The organism is Streptomyces sp. H39-S7 (assembly GCF_027158205.1).
Classification (GTDB): domain Bacteria; phylum Actinomycetota; class Actinomycetes; order Streptomycetales; family Streptomycetaceae; genus Actinacidiphila.
Window position 1 is genome coordinate 37,739 of sequence record NZ_JAPVLU010000016.1, and the last position, 18,436, is coordinate 56,174.

The 18,436-nt window shown below is 73.1% G+C and carries 14 protein-coding genes and 1 pseudogene; 10 read left to right on the plus strand and 5 right to left on the minus strand.

The annotated features are described in order from the left end of the window. Positions 1–46 precede the first annotated feature (46 nt). The 5 genes from cbiE to cobC all read left to right on the plus strand — a co-directional run bounded on the left by cbiE (position 47) and on the right by cobC (position 5,692). Complete coding sequence (cbiE, locus tag O3X23_RS17310; protein ID WP_269272404.1) at positions 47–1,294, plus strand: precorrin-6y C5,15-methyltransferase (decarboxylating) subunit CbiE; 1,248 nt, start codon at positions 47–49, stop codon at positions 1,292–1,294. Further along, positions 1,291–3,000: a precorrin-3B C(17)-methyltransferase gene (gene cobJ / locus O3X23_RS17315; protein WP_269272298.1), complete on the plus strand. Its 1,710-nt coding sequence runs from the start codon at positions 1,291–1,293 to the stop codon at positions 2,998–3,000. The genes cbiE and cobJ overlap by 4 nt, the downstream gene beginning before the upstream one ends. Before the next feature lie 73 nt (positions 3,001–3,073). Further along, entirely contained in the window at positions 3,074–3,706 is a 633-nt protein-coding gene (locus O3X23_RS17320) for a precorrin-8X methylmutase (RefSeq protein ID WP_269272299.1), read from the plus strand. Next, complete coding sequence (locus O3X23_RS17325) at positions 3,703–4,608, plus strand: sirohydrochlorin chelatase (protein ID WP_269272300.1); 906 nt, start codon at positions 3,703–3,705, stop codon at positions 4,606–4,608. Before O3X23_RS17320 ends, O3X23_RS17325 begins: the two co-directional genes overlap by 4 nt. Beyond that, entirely contained in the window at positions 4,592–5,692 is a 1,101-nt protein-coding gene (cobC, locus tag O3X23_RS17330; RefSeq protein ID WP_269272301.1) for an Rv2231c family pyridoxal phosphate-dependent protein CobC, read from the plus strand. The genes O3X23_RS17325 and cobC overlap by 17 nt, the downstream gene beginning before the upstream one ends. Here cobC and O3X23_RS17335 read toward each other — a convergent pair. From O3X23_RS17335 to O3X23_RS17345, 3 genes are all read right to left on the minus strand, one after another. After that, a complete protein-coding gene (locus O3X23_RS17335) occupies positions 5,682–8,486 on the minus strand; it encodes an ABC transporter substrate-binding protein (protein ID WP_269272302.1) in 2,805 nt (934 codons plus the stop codon). The genes cobC and O3X23_RS17335 overlap by 11 nt on opposite strands. A gap of 231 nt (positions 8,487–8,717) precedes the next feature. Further along, positions 8,718–9,929: an SCO1860 family LAETG-anchored protein gene (locus tag O3X23_RS17340; RefSeq protein WP_269272303.1), complete on the minus strand. Its 1,212-nt coding sequence runs from the start codon at positions 9,927–9,929 to the stop codon at positions 8,718–8,720. A gap of 283 nt (positions 9,930–10,212) precedes the next feature. After that, a complete protein-coding gene (locus tag O3X23_RS17345; protein ID WP_269272304.1) occupies positions 10,213–11,313 on the minus strand; it encodes an amidohydrolase family protein in 1,101 nt (366 codons plus the stop codon). Positions 11,314–11,415: 102 nt separating this feature from the next. Here O3X23_RS17345 and O3X23_RS17350 point away from each other — a divergent pair, with 102 nt between their 5' ends. From O3X23_RS17350 to thpD, 5 genes and pseudogenes are all read left to right on the plus strand, one after another. After that, positions 11,416–12,459, plus strand: a complete 1,044-nt coding sequence (locus O3X23_RS17350; protein ID WP_269272305.1) for a pyridoxal-phosphate-dependent aminotransferase family protein — start codon at positions 11,416–11,418, stop codon at positions 12,457–12,459. Positions 12,460–12,821: 362 nt separating this feature from the next. Further along, the gene (gene ectA / locus O3X23_RS17355; protein ID WP_269272306.1) at positions 12,822–13,337 is read left to right on the plus strand and encodes a diaminobutyrate acetyltransferase; all 516 of its coding nucleotides are present in this window, start codon (positions 12,822–12,824) and stop codon (positions 13,335–13,337) included. Positions 13,338–13,404: 67 nt separating this feature from the next. Continuing rightward, positions 13,405–14,685 (plus strand): diaminobutyrate--2-oxoglutarate transaminase, encoded by a 1,281-nt coding sequence (ectB, locus tag O3X23_RS17360; RefSeq protein WP_269272307.1) that lies wholly within the window; start codon positions 13,405–13,407, stop codon positions 14,683–14,685. Between the two features lie 68 nt (positions 14,686–14,753). Continuing rightward, a pseudogene (locus tag O3X23_RS17365) lies at positions 14,754–15,149 on the plus strand (ectoine synthase); the annotation flags it as partial. Positions 15,150–15,225: 76 nt separating this feature from the next. Then, positions 15,226–16,128: an ectoine hydroxylase gene (gene thpD, locus O3X23_RS17370; RefSeq protein ID WP_269272308.1), complete on the plus strand. Its 903-nt coding sequence runs from the start codon at positions 15,226–15,228 to the stop codon at positions 16,126–16,128. 52 nt (positions 16,129–16,180) lie between these two features. Here the strand turns inward: thpD and O3X23_RS17375 are convergent, their stop codons facing one another. After that, positions 16,181–16,810: a DUF1349 domain-containing protein gene (locus O3X23_RS17375; RefSeq protein WP_269272309.1), complete on the minus strand. Its 630-nt coding sequence runs from the start codon at positions 16,808–16,810 to the stop codon at positions 16,181–16,183. A 2-nt stretch (positions 16,811–16,812) separates the two neighbouring features. Next, positions 16,813–18,345 carry an aldehyde dehydrogenase (NADP(+)) gene (locus O3X23_RS17380; RefSeq protein ID WP_269272310.1) on the minus strand — a complete coding sequence of 511 codons (1,533 nt, stop codon included), beginning with the start codon at positions 18,343–18,345 and terminating at the stop codon, positions 16,813–16,815. Positions 18,346–18,436: the final 91 nt, after the last annotated feature.

Genomic DNA, 18,436 nt, shown 5'->3' on the forward strand with positions numbered 1-18,436 from the left:
CGGGCCGGAACTGCCGCGTACCTCCGGCACGCCCACGCCCGGCGCGATCACCGTCATCGGCACCGGCACGGGTACCGGCGTGGCCGCCACGGCTCCGCCGGGCGCCACGCTCGTCGTCGGCGCGCGCCGCCATCTGGAGGCGGCGGCGCTGCCGGACGGGGTGGAGCGGGTCGTCCTCGGCCCGCTCGCCCCGGCCCTCGATGCCATCGAGCGGCACCTCGGCTCACCGGAGGACCGGGACCGGCGGGTGGCCGTGCTCGCCTCCGGCGACCCCGGGTTCTTCGGGATCGTCCGGGCCCTCGGGGCGCGCTTCGGCCCGGCGGCCCTCGACGTCCGCCCGTCCTCCCCCTCCATCGCGGTGGCCTTCGCCCGGCTCGGTCTGTCCTGGGACGACGCGGTCGTCGTCAGCGCGCACGGCCGCGATCCGCGCACGGCCGTCAACGTGTGCCGCGCGCATCCCAAGACCGCAGTGCTGACCGGGCCGGGGGCCGGTCCCGCCGAGTTGGGCGCGGCGCTGGCCCGGACCGGTATCGAGCGCACGCTGGTGGTCGCGGCGGCCCTCGGGACGGCGGATGAGACGGTCGAGCGCCTCTCCCCCGCCGACGCCGCCGTCCGCGACTGGACCGGCACCGGGGTGAGTGTCGTGCTCTGTCTGGACGAGGCGCGGGTGCTGTCGCCGGTCCAGCGGATCGTCGCGGGACCGCCGGCCGCACCGGCCGGATGGGCGCTGCCCGAGGAGGCGTTCGGGTACCGCGACTCGATGATCACCAAGTTCGAGGTGCGCGCCCTGGCCCTGTCCCGGATCGCCCCGCGCACCGGTGATCTCGTGTGGGACATAGGGGCCGGCTCGGGGTCGGTCGCCGTGGAGTGTGCCCGCTTCGGCGCTGCCGCGGTCGCCGTCGAGAAGACCGCCGACGGGATCGAGCGGATCCGGGCGAACGCGGCGGCCCACGGGGTGGACGTGCAGATCGTGCACGGCGCCGCCCCGACCGTGCTCTCCCAGCTCCCGGACCCCGACGCCGTCTTCATCGGGGGCGGCGGGCGCGATCTGCCCGCCATCGTCGGTGCCTGTGCCCGGCGCGCGCGCAGGACCGTGGTCGTGACCCTGGCGGCCGTCGACCGTGTCGGCGACGTACGCGACGCCCTGTCGGCGGCCGGTCTCGTGCCGGACGGCCTGCTGCTGCAGTCCTCCCGGCTGGCACCGCTGCCGGGTGGCGTCACCCGGCTCGCCGCCAACAATCCCGTATTCGTCCTGTGGGCCACCCGGCCCGGCACCGAAGGAGCAATTCTGTGATCGGCCTGATTTCCGCCACGTCGGCGGGGCAGCGCGGCTGCGAACACCTGGCCGCCGCCTGGCCGGACGAGGTCCGGGTCTACGACGGGCCGGTCCGCGAGGCGGTCGGGCGTGCCTTCGCCGAGTGCGGGCAACTCGTGGTCTTCCTCGCCACCGGCGCCGTCGTCCGCCTGATCGCGCCGCTGCTGCGGGGCAAGGACACCGACCCGGGCGTCGTCACGGTCGACGAGACGCACCAGCACGCGATAGCCCTGCTGGGCGGCCACGGCGGCGGTGCGAACGAGCTGGCGCAGCGCGTCGCGGACGTGCTGGGCTGCCGTCCGGTGGTCAGCACCGCCACCGACGCCGCCGGGGTGCCCGGCCTGGACATGCTGGGGTGGCCCGTCGAAGGCGCGGTCGCGGCCGTCAGCCGCGCGATCCTCGACGGCGACCCCGTGCGTCTGGACACCCCCCATGGCGTCCACCCCCTTCCCGCTCTGCCACCCAACGTAACCGCCGCCACTGACAGTGACGTCTCACTCACCGTCACCGACCGTGCGACCAGCGACGATGCGGCCGCCGGCACCACCGTGCTGCTGCGCCCGCCGTCCCTGGTGGTCGGCGTGGGCGGCAGCCGGGGAGTGCCGGCCGACGAGGTGCTGACGCTGATCGGGAGCGCGCTCGCCGACGCCGGTCTCTCGCCCGGCTCCGTCGCGGCGCTGGCGACCGTGGACGCGAAGGCGGACGAGGCGGGGATCGTCGAGGCCGCCGGGCGGCTCGGGGTGCCGCTGCTGACCTTCGGCGCGGACCGGCTCGCCGGGATCGACGTGCCGAACCCGTCGGACGCGCCGCTCGCGGCCGTCGGCACCCCGTCCGTCGCCGAGGCGGCGGCGCTCGCGGCGGCGCCCGGCGGCGAACTGCTCGTGCCGAAGCGGAAGTCCGCACCCGCTGAGGGGCCCGCCATGGCGACCGCCGCCGTGGCGCGGCGCCGGCCGCGCGGCCGGCTCGCGGTGGTCGGGCTCGGACCGGGCGCACGCGACCTGCTGACGCCGCGGGCCCGCGAGGAGCTGCGCCGGGCGTCGGTGATCGTCGGCCTGGACCAGTACGTCGACCAGATCAGGGACCTGCTGCGGCCCGGCACCCGGGTCCTGGAGTCCGGGCTGGGCGCCGAGGAGGAGCGGGCACGCACCGCCGTGGAGCAGGCGCGTGCGGGGCACGCGGTGGCCCTGATCGGCAGCGGCGACGCCGGCGTCTACGCGATGGCCTCCCCCGCGCTCGCCGAGGCAGCGGACGACATCGACGTCGTCGGGGTCCCCGGCGTGACGGCCGCGCTCGCCGCCGCCGCGATCCTGGGGGCACCGCTCGGCCACGACCATGTGTCGATCAGCCTGTCGGACCTGCACACACCGTGGGACGTCATCGAGCGCCGGGTCCGCGCGGCGGCCGAGTCCGATCTGATCGTCACCTTCTACAACCCCCGCAGCCGGGGCCGCGACTGGCAGCTGCCGAAGGCGCTGTCGCTGCTCGCGGAGCACCGGGAGCCCGGTACCCCGGTCGGTGTCGTGCACGCCGCCTCCCGGCCCGACGAGCGCAGCGAGGTGACGACCATCGCGGCGCTGGACGTGACGACGGTCGACATGGTGACCGTCGTGACCGTCGGCAACACCGCCACCCGCAACGTGGCCGGCCGCATGGTGACGCCGCGCGGCTACCGGTGGCAGGCATGACCGGCCCGCGCCCACGCCTGCGCCCGCGCTTCACCGACAACGACAACGACAACGGCAGACCGGGAGGTTCCCTATGACCCGAACCGTCCATCCCATCGAGCAGGAGTCGTTCCGCAGGCTGCGCTCCCGGCTCGACACCTCGCACTTCCCGCCGCTGACGCGGGCCGTGGTCGAGCGGGTCGTCCACTCCAGCGCCGATCTGGAGTACGCCGGGGAACTCGTGTGCGACGAGGACGAGTTGCTGGCCGCGCATGCCGCGCTGCACGCGGGCGCCCCGATCGTCGCCGACGTCGAGATGGTCGCCGCCGGGATCACCACCCGGCCCGTCGTCTGCCGCCTCAAGGACGGCCGGTCGGGACCGGGGCTGACCCGCAGCGCGCACGCGATCCGGCTCGCCTACGAGCAGGTCGGGCCGGGCGCCGTCTGGGTGATCGGATGCGCGCCGACCGCCCTGGAGGAGCTGCTGACGCTGGACGCCGCGCCCGCCCTGGTGATCGGTCTGCCGGTCGGCTTCGTGGGGGCCGCCGAGAGCAAGGAGTCGCTGCGCATCTCCGGTCTTCCGGCCGTCAGCAACATCTCCGAGAAGGGCGGCTCGGCCGTCGCCTCCGCCGCGCTCAACGCCCTGCTCTACACCGAACTCCCCGGCGGCCCCTCCGTCGACCCGGGTTCCGCAACCACCCCCAGCAACAAGGAGAACTCCCTGTGATCCCGCCCGCACTCCTGCTCGTCGGCCACGGAACCCGTGACGAGGCCGGGGCCGAAGCCTTCCGCGCGTTCGTCCGGCAGCTCGGCGAGCACAACCCGGGACTGCCGGTCGGCGGCGGCTTCATCGAGCTGTCGCCGCCGCCGCTCGCCGACTCCGTCGCCGAGCTGGTGGGCCAGGGTGTCCGCAGCTTCGCGGCGGTGCCCATGGTGCTGGTCTCCGCCGGGCACGCGAAGGGCGACATCCCGGCGGCCCTGGCCCGCGAGGAGCAGCGGCACCCGGGCACGACGTACACCTACGGCCGGCCGCTCGGACCGCACCCGGGTCTGCTGACCATCCTGGAGCGGCGGCTGGACGAGGTGCTGGGCGACGACGACCGCTCGGACACCACCGTGCTGCTCGTCGGCCGCGGTTCGACGGACCCGGACGCCAACGCCGAGATCTACAAGGTGGCGCGACTGTTGTGGGAGGGCCGCGGTTACGCGGGCGTGGAGACGGCGTTCGTGTCGCTGGCCGCGCCGGACGTGCCGTCGGGCCTCGATCGCTGCCGCAAGCTGGGCGCCGGCCGCATCGTCGTGCTGCCGTACTTCCTGTTCACCGGGATCCTGCCGGACCGGGTCCGGGACCAGGCCGCCGAGTGGGCCGCGGCGCACACGGACACCGAGGTGCGGCAGGCGGCCGTCATCGGCCCGGAGCCGGAACTGGCCGACCTGGTGATGGAGCGCTACCGCGAGACGCTCAAGGGCGATCTGCGGATGAACTGCGACTCCTGTGTCTACCGCGTGAAACTGCCCGGTTTCGAGGACCGGGTCGGCATGCCGCAGCAGCCGCACCACCACCCCGACGACCCGTCGGGCGATCACGGCCACGGCCACCACCACGGTCACCATGCCCACTCCCACTGACCACGCCGGCGGTGACGGCTATGACCTGCGGCACCACGGCGACGCGGAGGTGCGCGACGACGGCGGGGTGCTGACCGACCTCGCCGTCAACGTCCGCGCCGGTACGCCGCCGGCCTGGCTGAAGGCCGTGATCGCCGGGTCGCTCGACGGCCTGGCCGCCTACCCCGACGGGCGGGCGGCCCGCGCCGCCGTCGCCCGGCGGCACGGCCGGCCGGTGGACGAAGTGCTGCTGACGGCGGGTGCGGCGGAGGCGTTCGTGCTGCTGGCGCGAGCGTTCGCGCCGCGCCACGCGGTCGTGGTGCACCCGCAGTTCACCGAGCCCGAGGCGGCGCTGTGCGACGCGGGACACCCGGTGCACCGGGTGGTCCTGGACGCCGCCGACGGCTTCCGCCTCGATCCGGCGGCCGTCCCGGAGGATGCCGACCTCGTCGTGCTCGGGAACCCGACGAACCCGACCTCGGTGCTCCACCCGTCCGACGTTGTCGCCCGACTGGCCCGGCCGGGCCGGACCCTGGTGGTCGACGAGGCGTTCATGGACGCCGTGCCCGGCGAGTCCGCCTCGCTGGCCGCCCGGCGTGACGTGCCCGGCCTCGTCGTGCTGCGCAGCCTCACCAAGACCTGGGGGCTGGCGGGGCTGCGGATCGGCTACGTGCTCGCCGGCCCCGGGCACATCGCCCTGCTGGAGCGGGCGCAGCCGCTGTGGGCGGTCTCGTCGCCGGGGCTGGCCGCCATCGAGGCGTGCGTGGCACCGGACGCGCTGGCGGAGGCGGACCGGGCCGCGGCCGACATCGCGGCCTGTCGCGCGTACCTGCTCGCCCGGCTGGGCGAGTTCGACGGCCTGAGGGTCGCGGGCGCGCCCGCCGGGCCGTTCGTCCTGGTCGAACTCGCGCAGGCGGCGGCCGTCCGTGAGCGGCTGCGCGACCTCGGCTTCGCCGTCCGCCGCGCCGACACCTTCCCCGGCCTCGACGCGCGGTGGCTGCGGATCGCCGTCCGCGACCCCGCCACCACGGACGCCTTCGTCGAGGCCCTGGCCAAGGCGCGGAGCACCGGACCGGGGCAGGTGAACCCCGCGCTCAGCCCTTGACGCCGAGAGCCTGGAGGTCGACCCCGCCCAGCGCCGGATGGAGATAGACGTTGGTCAGCCGCGTCGACCGGTAGTTCAGCTCCCGCACGTACATGTACGGGATCAGGGTGCCCCGGTCCTGGGAGGTGGAGTCGACGGTCCGCCAGACGCTGTCGGCGGAGTTCCGGTCGGTCTTGGCGTCGGCCTCGTCCATCAGGTCCTTCAACTGCTGGTCGACGAGGGCCGCGTAGTTGTTCGGGCTGCCGTTCAGCAGCAGCGGGCGCAGGAGGCCGGCCGGGGTGGGCCAGTCGGCCTGCCACGTGGTGAGGACGATGCCCCACCCGCGCTCCTTGATCTTCTTCTGGTCGGGCAGCGTCGCGTAGAAGTCCGCGGCCTCGGGGTACTCGGCCTTGGCGGTGATCCCGACGGCGGCCAGCTGGGTGCGCAGGTTCTCCACGACGGCCTTGGTGTGGGGATTGCCGTTGGCCGTGACGATCGTGGTCGAGAAGCCGGACGCGTGACCGCAGTCGGACAACTGACGTTTGGCGAGGTCGGGGTAGGTGCGGCCGGAGGCCGTCCCGTAGGTGTTCAGGTGCGGGTCGTAACCGCCGACCGTCGGCGGCAGCATCCCGCCCGCGACGTCCCCCGCCTCCTTGCCGCCGCCCGCGTCGCGCAGCGCCGTGCGGTTCGCGGCGTACTGCACCGCCCACCGGCAGCGGTAGTCGTTCAGCGGCGCGACGGCGGTCTGCAGGGAGAAGTACCGGACGGCCCCGATCAGGGCGGAGTCCGCGTTCGCCTTGAGGCTGTCGCTGGCGAGGATCTTGGTACGGGTGGCGTCCTGGACACCGACCTGGCCCGGATCCAGGTCGGCCTCCCCGTTCAGGAGCGCGGCGTCGACCGCGTCGACGCTCGCCGCGACCGTGAACTCGACGATGTCCGGCAGGGCCGTACGGATGCCGTCGGTGGCCGGATCCCACTTCTCGTTGCGCACCAGGCGCAGCTTCTTGTCGCGGTCGTAGATGGCGATCTTGTAAGGGCCGCTGGCGACCGGCATCTTCTCGTAGTTGCCCTTGGTGTCTTTCGCCTGCGGCACCGGCGAGGACATCGGCAGCGCCAGCACGTACGGGAAGTCGGCGAACGGCGCGTCGAGGTGGAAGACGATGGTCCGGTCGTCCGGCGTGAGCACGCTCTTGAGGCCCAGTTGATCCGGGTCGGTGTCCTTGTAGGGGCCCGGGTACGACTGCCCCTGGTCGAGCAGGTCCCTCAGGTGCGTGGGCCCGCCGCTGAACAGGTCGGTCGCGAACGTCCGCTCGATGCCGTACTTGATGTCCTTGGACGTGATGGCCGTGCCGTCCTCGAACGTCACGCCGTTCTTGAGGGTGTACGTGTAGGTGCGGCCGCCGTCGCTGATGGTGCCGGTGGTGGTCGCGAGGTCCGGCGCGAGCGTCGCGCCCGCCTGGCCGGGCTGCGGGGCGAAGTCCACGAGTTTGCGCAGCAGCAGCCGGTCCAGGTTGAAGGAGAGGGGTGAGTACGAGCGCGCCGGGTCCAGCGAGTCGGGGGCGTAGAACGACATCAGCTTGAGGGTGCCGCCCTTGACCGTGGACGGGTTGACGGTGCCCGTGACCGCCCCGTTGAATCCGGCGCCGGGGTGGCGCTGGTCGATGAGGTCCAGGGCCGAGACGGTGTGCTCGGGTGTGTGGGACGAGGAGCCGAGGCGGACGGCGACGACCGTGCCGACCGTCAGCACCACCGCCGCCGAGACCGCAATGAGGGCGCGCCGCCGTGCCTTGCCGCGCCGTGGACCGGCCGGTGGCGCGGCCCAGCGCTGCGCCGTGTACGCCTCTCCCGGGCGCCCGGGCGGTGGCATCAGCTGGCGGGCCGGGGCGGGGGGCGGCGTGTGGGGCGGGTTGTAGGCCGGGTGCAGCGGCACGAGCGGCCGCGGGGCGGGGGCCGGGGCGGGCGGCGCCGGCGTGGCGCCCCGGGGTGCCGCGAGCCACGCGTTCAGGTCGTCGCGCATGGCGGCCGCGCTGCGCGGGCGCAGCGCCGGGTTCTTGGAGAGGGCGGCGATGACGACCGCGTCCAGCTCGGGCGGTACGGCCGCGTTCCGCGCCGAGGGCGGATCCGGGGTGGAGTGGACGTGGGCGTACATCACCGTGAGCGGCGTCGGGCCGGGGAACGGGACGGTGCCGGTGAGCAGTTCGGTCAGCATGCAGCCGACCGCGTACAGGTCGCTGCGCGCGTCGACCTCGCGGTCCTCGATCTGCTCGGGTGACATGTAGCCGGGGGTGCCGAGGGCGGATCCGGTGCCGGTGATCCGGGTCAGCGAGTGCACGACCCGGGCGATCCCGAAGTCGGCGACCTTGACGGAACCGGTCGAGGTGATCAGGACGTTGGACGGTTTGACGTCCCGGTGGACCAGCCCGCGGGCGTGCGCGTGCGCCAGCGCGTCCAGGATGTCGCAGGTGATCCTGACGGCCCGCTCGATGTCGAGCCTGACCTGGCTGCGGGCCAGGTCGGCGAGGGTGCTGCCGTCCACGTACTCCATGACGAGGGACGGCACGATGTCCTCGTCCGTCCGCACCTCGTCCTGGTCGTGGACGGTGACGATGCCGGGGTGGTTGAGCCCGGCGGCGGCGCGGGCCTCGCGCGCGAAACGGCGCCGGGCCTCGGCGTCCCGGGCCAGCTCCGGCAGGAGGGTCTTGACGGCGACGGTCCTGCCGAGCCTCGTGTCGTACGCGAGATGCACCCGTGCCATGCCTCCGGAGCCGAGCAGCTCCCGGATCTCGTACCTGCCCCCGAACAGCGCGCTGTCCATCGCGTCCCCCGACCCCCTGCCCGTTCAGAGGACCCCGTGACCCCTGAAACGAACTGCGAAACGAACCCTGAAACGAATCTTGCGAAACCCTGCTTGTTCTCCCCTGGAGACAACAGTAGAGGGCGACGCCGACAACGGCGCCGCCCTCTACTATTCCCCCTCCGGGACCCTCGGTCCCCCCTCACACCCCCTCGGGTCCCCATCCGGTCGTATCAAGACGTACCCGGACGTCTACGCGTCCGCTTCCGCGGCCGCCATCGCCTCCGCGGCCTTGCGGCGGCGCGACGCCAGATACAGCGCGCCCCCGCCGACCACCACGAGCGCGCCCGCGCCCGCGGCGAGCAGCGGGGTGTTGGAACCGCTGCCGGTCGCGGCGAGGTCCTGGGTGGTGGGGCCGGCCTGCGGCTCGGTCCCACCACTGCCGCCGGTGCCCCCGGAACCGCTCGCGGCGCTCGACCCGCCGCTGGCACCGGAGTTGCCGCCCGAGGCACCACCGGAATCGGCACCGGTCGACGACCCGCCGGACGACGCTCCCCCGGCGGAGGCCCCGCCGCTCGCAGCACCGCCGTTGGTGGAACCGCCGTTGCCGGCACCGCCGTTAGTGGAACCGCCGTTCGCAGTGCCTCCGTTGCTCGCACCGCCGTGGGTGGCACCCCCGGCGCCGGTGCCGCCGGTCGTCGGGTCGACCACCTTCGGCGTCTCGCACGTCGCCCTGACGAGCGTCACGGTGCCGCTGACATCGGCGACGTTCAGATTGCCGGGATTGACCTTCACCTTCAGCTCCAGGGCGGTCGCGGCGGCCGTCCGCGTCGTGGTCCGGGTCTGCGTCAGGTCGAGGCCGACCACGCCGACCCCCGGCACCACCACCTTCGTCGCCGGCCCGGTGGCGGTCAGGGTGATCTTCTTGTTGAGCACCCACACGCCGGCCAGGGTGGCCGACGCGGTCGGCTTCCGGCCCGCCTCGCAGGTGGCCTTGGAGGTGGCCGCCTCGATCCTGATCAGGGACAGCAGCGGCAGACCGGGCAGATGCACCTCGGCGCGGACCAGGTTCGCGTAGCCCTCCGCCTTGCGCGCGCCGGCCGCCGCGCGGGCGGTGGCGACGTCCGCCCGCAGCATGGTGAACGGCTTGCCGTGGTCGACGCCGGCCAGCTTCGCCGTGAGCGCGGTCTCGTCGGCGCCGGCCGGCGCCTTCACATCGTTGAGGGAGACGTTGAGCGGGACGTCGACCGTCTTGTTGAGCAGCGACACGTCGAGACCCGCGCGCAGGACGGTCGCGGTCGACCTGCCGCTCTCCGGGCTGCTGCCGGAGGTGCCCCCGGAGGTGCCGGAGGGATGCGCCTGGGCCGCCGGGGCGACGGCCAGCGCACCTGCCGCGAGCGCGACGGCCGCGCCGATGGCGGCGGCCGAACGGCGTGCGGGCAGGCTGAAGTTGGAGCTGTACACGGTGGGACCCCCACGAGTGGCTTGGAGTCAGCGGCGACGCTTGCGGGGACAACGCGTCCGCCGGTGACCTCGGTCCCGCCATATTTACGCACTGAGAGTGAACTGGCGACTACCCGCAGCCAGTTCACCCATACGGGTGGTTTCCGGCACTGTCTTCGAATCTCGTTGCACGTCCGTTCCCACCCGTCACCCGCGCCACGTGGTGACGGCCTCCGCCACGTTGACGCGCCGACGCGTACGCGATGGTGTCCAACGATCCGCGGCCCCTCCACGTAACGCTGCGTCAACCCACCACCCGCCCGCGCAGCACGATGCGCCGCGGAGCGGCCAGCACCCGTACGTCCGCGCGCGGATCGGTGGCGTACACGACCAGGTCGGCGGAGGCTCCCTCGGTGAGCCCGTCGCGGCCGAGCCACTCCCGGGCGCCCCAGGTCGTGGCGGAGAGCGCCTCGACGGGCGGGAGGCCGGCCAGGACGAGCTCGGCGACCTCGTCCGCGATCAGGCCGTGGGCCAGCGAGCCGCCCGCGTCGGTGCCCGCGAAGATCCGGATGCCGGCGTCGTGCGCGGCGCGCACCGTGTCGTGCCGGCGCTCGTGCAGCCGGCGCATGTGGGCCGCCCAGCGCGGGAACCTGGCCTCGCCGCCGGCCGCCATCGCCGGGAAGTTCGCGATGTTGACGAGGGTCGGGACGATGGCGACGCCGCGTTCCGCGAAGAGCGGGATGGTGTCCTCGGTCAGTCCGGTCGCGTGCTCGACGCAGTCGATGCCCGCCTCCACGAGGTCGCGCAGCGAGTCCTCCGCGAAGCAGTGCGCGGTGACCCGGGCGCCCTCCTCGTGGGCGGCGGCGATGGCCTCCTCCAGGGCGCCGCGCGGCCAGCAGGCCGTGAGGTCGCCGGCCTCGCGGTCGATCCAGTCGCCGACGAGCTTCACCCAGCCGTCACCGCGCCGTGCTTCCCGGCGCACGTACGCCGTGAGATCCCCCGGCTCGATCTCGTGCGCGTAGTTGCGGATGTAGCGGCGGGTGCGCGCGATGTGCCGGCCGGCGCGGATGACGCGCGGCAGGTCCTCGCGGTCGTCGATCCAGCGGGTGTCGGACGGCGACCCGGCGTCGCGCAGCAGCAGAGTGCCGGCCTCGCGGTCGGTCAGCGCCTGCTTCTCCGCGGTCTCCGCGTCGACCGGCCCGTGCGTGTCGAGGCCGACGTGGCAGTGCGCGTCGACGAGGCCGGGCAGCGCCCAGCCCTCGACGGTGGTCACCTCACGCGGTCCGGCCGGCCGGTCGTAGGTGATCCGGCCGTCCAGCACCCACACCTCGTCCCTGACGTCCTCGGGCCCGACCAGCACCCGGCCCTTGACGTGCAGCGCACCGCGATCACCCAAGACACTCATGCCCCGCACCCTAAAAGGTCGGAGGTACGCTCGCGACGGCACCCCAAGGCCCGCCACGGCACCCCGGCCCCCAGCCCCTCACCCGTACGGAAGAGACACCTCGTGACGCACCCCCTCCTGGACCTGCCCCCGCTGACCGCCGGCCGTTTCGCCGGGATCGAACGGCGGGTCGCGGCCCTGCTGGAGACCGAGCAGGACGTCGTCATCACCCAGGGCGAGGCGCTGCTGCCCCTGGAGGGCTGCATCCGCGGCGGGGCGCGGCCCGGCTCGGCGGCGCTCAACGTGGTGACCGGCCCCTACGGGAGGACGTTCGGCGACTGGCTGCGCGACGCGGGCGCCGACGTCACCGACCTGGCCGTGCCGTTCCACGGGGCGGTGAGCGCCGAACAGGTGGAGCGCGCGCTGGCGGAGCGTCCGGAGATCGACTTCGTCTCGCTGGTGCACGCCGAGGCGGCCACCGGCAACACCAACCCGGTGGCGGAGATCGGCGAGGTGGTGCGCGCGCACGGCGCGCTGTTCCTGCTGGACGCGGTCGCGTCGGTGGCCGCGGAGCCGCTGCTGCCGGACGCGTGGGGCGTGGACCTGTGCGTCATCGGCGCGCAGAAGGCGATGGGCGGCCCCGCCGGCGTGTCGGCGGTCTCGGTCAGCGCCCGTGCCTGGGAGCGGATGGCGGCCAACCCGGCGGCGCCGCGCCGTTCGTACCTCTCCCTCCTGGACTGGAAGGAGCGCTGGATCGACACCGGGCGTGCCGCGCTGCCGCACGCGCCCGCGCAGCTGGAGATGCTGGCGCTGGAGGCGTGCCTGGAGCGGATCGAGGCGGACGGCCTCGACGCGGTGATGGCCCGGCACCGGGCGGCGGCCATCGCGACCCGCGAGGGCGCGCTCGCGCTCGGCGGCGGCCTGGAGCCGTATGTGCACGAGGTGCGCGACGCCGCGCCCGTCGCGACGACGCTGCGGGTGCCCGCGGGCACCGACGCCACCGCGCTCGTGGCGCGGGCGCTCGCCCTGGACCCGTCGGTACCGCTCGTCGCGGGCGGCGGCGCGCTCGCCAGGGAGATGGTCCGCGTGAACCACTACGGTCCTGCCGCGGATCCCGCCGTGGTCGCGCGGAGCCTGGCGGCTCTGGGCACGGCGCTCTCCGGCTGACGCGAGCAGACGCAGGCAGCCGTTGACAGACATTGCCGGATATTGGACGGACATTGACTTCCGGGGAATTCGGCCTTTTCCTGGCACTCCCAGAGCGAATTTCCCGGAGGTATTCTTCCGGATGACTCCTGCCCAGCCCCCCGCAGGTTAAACGCACTAATTTGGCCCATGATTTCCGGGTGCTCCAACAATGTGACCGAGTCCACACCAAGATCAAATCGTCCGGTAATATCAGGACATAACACCAGCTCTCGCCACGGTTCTGGCCACCCGCACCCGCCCGCGCGATAACACGACGGGTTGGCCTCGTAAAGGCCTTTGCCCCATGCAATTCCACTTTCAGCTCGGTAGGTTCATTCCGCATGAACGCCGCTACGGAATTGAAGGCGCCGATCGCCCCCGCATTCCTCGACACCCCCACAGTCGACGACGGCGGAGCGATGTGGCGCATAGCCCGCGATTCAAAGACGCTCGATCTCAACTCCTCGTACAGCTATCTCCTGTGGTGCCGTGACTTCGCCGCCACCTCGGTGGTCGCCCGCGACGCCGACGGGGCCCCGGTGGGTTACGTGACCGGATACATCCGTCCCGAGGAACCGCGGACGCTGGTCGTCTGGCAGGTGGCCGTCGACGCCGCACAGCGCGGCCGCGGCGTGGCCGCCGCCATGCTCGACCACCTCGCGGTACACACCGCTGCCGGCGGCGTCCGGCTGATCGAGACCACGATCACGCCCGACAACGCCGCCTCGCAGCGGCTGTTCCTGTCCTTCGCCGAGCGCCATGGCGCGCCGGTCGAACGCGAGGTCCTCTTCCCCGGCGCCCTGTTTCCCGACGGACACGACTCCGAGGTGCTGTTCCGCATCGGCCCGATGGCCTGACGCGACCGCGTTCGACCCCCCGACTTCGCATCACCACCGTCGCCCCTCCCCCCGGAAAGCAGGCACAGTGACCATCACCACCCCCGACCTGACCGTTTTCGAGTCCCTGGAGTCGGAGGTCCGCAGCTACTGCCGCAGCTGGCCCGTCGTCTTCGACCGCGCCCAGGGCAGCGTCATGTACGACGAGGACGGCCGCGCCTACCTCGACTTCTTCTCCGGTGCCGGCGCGCTGAACTACGGGCACAACAACCCGGTGCTCAAACGCGCGCTGCTGGACTACCTGGAGCGCGACGGCGTCACCCACGGCCTCGACATGAGCACCACGGCGAAGCGCACCTTCCTGGAGCGCTTCCAGCAGGTGGTCCTGGAACCGCGCGGCCTGGACTACAAGGTGATGTTCCCCGGCCCGACGGGCACCAACGCCGTCGAGGCCGCGCTGAAGCTGGCCCGCAAGGTCAAGGGCCGCGAGTCGATCGTCTCCTTCACCAACGCCTTCCACGGGATGTCGCTGGGCTCGCTCGCCGTCACCGGCAACTCCATGAAGCGGGCCGGCGCGGGCATCCCGCTGGTGCACGGCACCCCGATGCCGTTCGACAACTACTTCGACGGCCGGGTGCCGGACTTCCTGTGGTTCGAGCGGCTGCTGGAGGACCAGGGTTCCGGCCTCAACCAGCCGGCCGCGGTGATCGTCGAGACCATCCAGGGCGAGGGCGGCATCAACGTCGCCCGTCCGGAGTGGCTGCGGGCGCTGGCCGACCTGTGCAAGCGCCGCGACATGCTGCTGATCGTCGACGACATCCAGATGGGCTGCGGCCGTACCGGCGCGTTCTTCTCCTTCGAGGAGGCCGGGATCACGCCGGACATCGTCACCCTCTCGAAGTCCATCAGCGGCTACGGCATGCCGATGTCGCTCGCGCTCTTCAAGCCGGAGCTGGACATCTGGGAGCCGGGCGAGCACAACGGCACCTTCCGCGGCAACAACCCGGCGTTCGTCACCGCCACCGCCGCGCTGGACGCCTACTGGGCCGACGGCCAGCTGGAGAAGCAGACGGTGATGCGCGGCGAAATGGTCGAGCGGGCGCTGCGGGAGATCTGCACCGCGCAGGCGCGCGCGGGCGCCGAGTACCGGGGCCGCGGCCTCGCCTGGGGCCTGCAGTTCATCGACCCCTCGATCGCCGGCCGGGTCTGCGCCCGCGCCTTCGAGCTGGGGATGCTGCTGGAGACCTCGGGACCGCGCAGCGAGGTCGTCAAGCTGCTGCCGGCCCTGACCATCAGCCCCGACGAGCTGGACGAGGGGCTGCGCACCCTGACGCGGGCCGTGAGCGAAGCGGTCGCCGAAGCCGTCTGAGCGAGCACCCGCACCCGGCCGCGAACGGAACGAAAGCACGCGAACGGAACGAAAGCAGAGGCACGTACATGATCGTCCGATCCTTCAAGGACATCGAGGGCACCGACCGCGATGTGACCGCCGAGACCGGCACCTGGCGCAGCAAGCGCATCATCCTCGCCGCCGAGGGCGTGGGCTTCTCGATGCACGAGACCACGATGTACGCCGGTACCGAGACGTCCATGTGGTACGCCAACCACATCGAGGCGGTGCTCTGCGTCGACGGTGAGGGCGAGCTGACCAACGACGAGACCGGTGAGACCCACTGGATCTCCCCGGGCACGCTCTACCTGCTCGACGGCCACGAGCGGCACACCATGCGCCCCAAGACCGATCTGCGGTTCGTCTGCGTCTTCAACCCGCCCGTCACCGGGCGGGAGGTGCACGACGAGAACGGGGTCTACCCGCTGCTGACCGAGACCGGGGGCACGACGACCGCGACCCGTACCAGGAACCGAACCGAGACCGAGACCGAGACCGAGACCGAGGGAGCCTGACGCCATGACGACGATCACCACCGACACCATCACCAGCCGGTACCCGACGCGCGGCGCGTCCGAGGCCGTCACCCCGCGCCAGGACCCGGTCGTGTGGTCCGAGTACGGCACCCCGGGTCCGATCCAGCCCGCCGAGCTGCGCGGCTACGACCGGGACGGCTTCCTCACCGTCGACCAGCTGCTGATGCCGGGCGAGGTGGACCGCTACCGCCATGAGCTGGACCGGCTCATCGCCGATCCGGCGGTCCGGACCGACCCCCGCGCGATCGTGGAGCCGAAGTCCGGGTCGATCCGCTCGGTCTTCGAGGTGCACAAGATCAGCGAGGTCTTCGCCGAGCTGGTCCGCGACCCGCGGCTCGCGGACCGCGCGCGCCAGATCCTCGGCTCCGACGTCTACGTCCACCAGAGCCGGATCAACGTCAAGCCGGGCTTCGGCGCGTCGGGGTTCTACTGGCACTCGGACTTCGAGACGTGGCACGCCGAGGACGGTCTGCCCGGGATGCGGACGGTCTCCGTGTCGGTCGCGCTGACCGAGAACCACGACACCAACGGCGGGCTGATGATCATGCCCGGCTCGCACCGCACGTTCCTCGGCTGCTCGGGCGAGACGCCGAAGGACAACTACAAGCAGTCGCTGCAGATGCAGGACGCGGGCACCCCGTCCGACGAGGCGCTCACCGGGCTCGCCGGGGAGCACGGCATCAAGCTCTTCACGGGCGCCGCGGGTTCGGCGACCTGGTTCGACTGCAACTGCATGCACGGTTCCGGCGACAACATCACGCCGTTCCCGCGCAGCAACGTCTTCATCGTCTTCAACAGCGTGGAGAACGCGGCGGTCGAGCCCTTCGCGGCGCCGGTGCGGCGGCCGGAGTTCATCGGCGCGCGGGACTTCACGCCGGTGCGGTAGGGAGTGCGCTCCGGGGGCGGGCCGCTGCGGGCGGCCCGCCCCCGCGCCGGGTTCAGCTGCCGTCGCGCAGGTCGCCGGGCGCCCAGGGCCGGAAGACGATCCGGTCGAAGACCGCCGTGCACCCGTCGGCGTCCGGGGACGGGCACTGCGCCATGAAGCCGACGCTCGCGACCGCCGCCTCCCGCTCCGTGCCGAGGGTGAAGAGCCGGACGAACGTCCACCGCTCGCCGTCGTCCGAGGCGTGGAAGGCGAAGGCCCGCCCGGTGCGGGTGATCCGCAGCCAGACGTGGTCCCCCGGCACCTCATAGCTGTTGGCGTCGTCGGAGCGGCCCCGCGTGACGACCGAGACCACGGTGTACCGGGCGGGCGACAACTCCAGGCAGAGCTTGGCCCACTGGTCGTCGGCCACTTCAAGGCAGAGCGCTCCGGCGTCGCCCGCGGAACGCAACCGGGGCGTCACCCGGGCGATCAGCTGGAAGTCGCCCTCCGGCGGGGTGCCGAGCAGCCGGGGCGCGTCGGCCGCCGGCACCTTCGGCTCCCGGCCGGGGTGCACGAAGCGGTCCTGGCCGGGACCCGTGGTGATGACGAGCTCGCCGTCCTCGTACCCCGGGTCCGCGGCCGGGCCGTACGCCAGCAGCCCGAAGGGCAACTCCTTCGGTTCCCACAGCGGTTCACGCGGCACCGTCAGATTTCCAGCCGGCCGTCGAAGCGGCGCGGCAGGCGCAGCGGGTTCTCGTCGCGCAGCTCGGCGGGGAGCAGCGCGACCGGGGTGTCCTGGTAGGCGACCGGGCGCAGCCAGCGCTCGATGGCGGTCCCGCCGACGGAGGTGGACGTCGACGTGGTCGCCGGGTACGGGCCGCCGTGGTGCTGGGCGGGGGCGACGGCGACGCCGGTCGGCCAGCCGTTGACGAGCAAGCGGCCCGCCAGCGGGGTGAGTTCGGCGAGCAGCGCGGTGGCCGGGCCGTCCTCCTGTCCGGCCTCCTCGTCACCGATGTGGACGGTGGCGGTGAGGTTGCCGGGCAGCCGCTGCAGCACGGCGGTGATCTGGGCGCGGTCCTCGTAGCGCGCCACGACCGTCACCGGCCCGAAGCACTCCTCCAGCAGCAGGTCGTGCGGCCCTTCCGCGGCCAGCCGGTCGGCGGGAACGGTGAGGTAGCCGGCGCTGACGGTGTGCTCGCCGCCGGAGCCCGGCGTCACCGGTGCCTCGACTCCGGGAAGGGCGGCCCTGGCCTCGACGCCTGCGACGAAGGCGTCCCGCATCCGGGTGTCGAGCAGGACGCCCGCGTCCGAGTCGCTGACGGCGGCGGTGACGGCCTTGAGCAGCCGGTCGCCCGCCGCGCCGGCCGGGGCCAGCACCAGACCGGGCTTGACGCAGAACTGGCCGACGCCGAGCGTCATGGACCCGGCGAGCCCCGCGCCGATCTGCTCGGCGCGTTCGTCCGCCGCCGCTTCGGTGATCACGACCGGGTTGAGGCTGCCCAGTTCGCCGTGGAACGGGATCGGCTTGGGACGGGCCGCGGCCGCGTCGAAGAGCGCCCGGCCGCCGCGTACCGAGCCGGTGAATCCGGCGGCGCTGATCAGCGGGTGCTTGATGAGGTCTATTCCGGCCTGGAAGCCGTGCACGACGGAGACGACGTCCGCCGGCAGTCCGACGCGGACGGCGGCGCGGCGCAGCACGCTCGCGCACAGCTCCGACGTGGCGGGGTGGTCCGGGTGCGCCTTGACGACGACCGGGCATCCGGCGGCCAGCGCGCTCGCGGTGTCGCCGCCGGGGACGGAGAACGCCAGCGGGAAGTTGCTGGCCGAGTAGACCGCGACCACGCCGAGCGGGATCTTGTAGCGCCGCAGGTCGGGGCGGGGGGCGGGCTTGGCGGCCGGGTCCGCGTGGTCGATGACGACGTCCAGGAAGGCGCCTTCGTCGACGATGTCGGCGAACGCGCGCAGTTGGAAGGTGGTGCGGGCGAGCTCGCCGGTCAGCCGGCCGGGGCCGAGCGCCGTCTCGGCGTCGGCCGCCTCCAGTACCTGCGGACCGGCCTCCTCCAGGAGGTCGGCGGCGGTGCGCAGCAGCCGGGCGCGTACGCTGCGGTCGGCGAGCGCGGGGATCGCGGCGGCCGCGGCACGGACGGCGCCGTCGATCTCGGCCGTGGTGGCCTCGTCCGCCACCTGCTCCCGCTGCTTCCCGGTACGGGGGTCGACGGACCAGACTGGAACAGCCACCGGGGGAACCTCCAGATTTGCCTCATGCGGATCAGCCACTGTTCGATATGCTGAACAGCGTCTTCACTTATGAATCTTTGAACTATTCCGG

Bases quoted from the DNA above. Each gene is read 5' to 3' on its own strand.
- O3X23_RS17320 (WP_269272299.1), top strand. From the start codon at position 3,074: ATGACCCGAACCGTCCATCCCATCGAGCAGGAGTCGTTCCGCAGGCTG.
- cobC (WP_269272301.1), top strand. From the start codon at position 4,592: ATGCCCACTCCCACTGACCACGCCGGCGGTGACGGCTATGACCTGCGG.
- O3X23_RS17335 (WP_269272302.1), bottom strand. From the start codon at position 8,486: ATGGACAGCGCGCTGTTCGGGGGCAGGTACGAGATCCGGGAGCTGCTC.
- O3X23_RS17345 (WP_269272304.1), bottom strand. From the start codon at position 11,313: ATGAGTGTCTTGGGTGATCGCGGTGCGCTGCACGTCAAGGGCCGGGTG.
- ectA (WP_269272306.1), top strand. From the start codon at position 12,822: ATGAACGCCGCTACGGAATTGAAGGCGCCGATCGCCCCCGCATTCCTC.
- thpD (WP_269272308.1), top strand. From the start codon at position 15,226: ATGACGACGATCACCACCGACACCATCACCAGCCGGTACCCGACGCGC.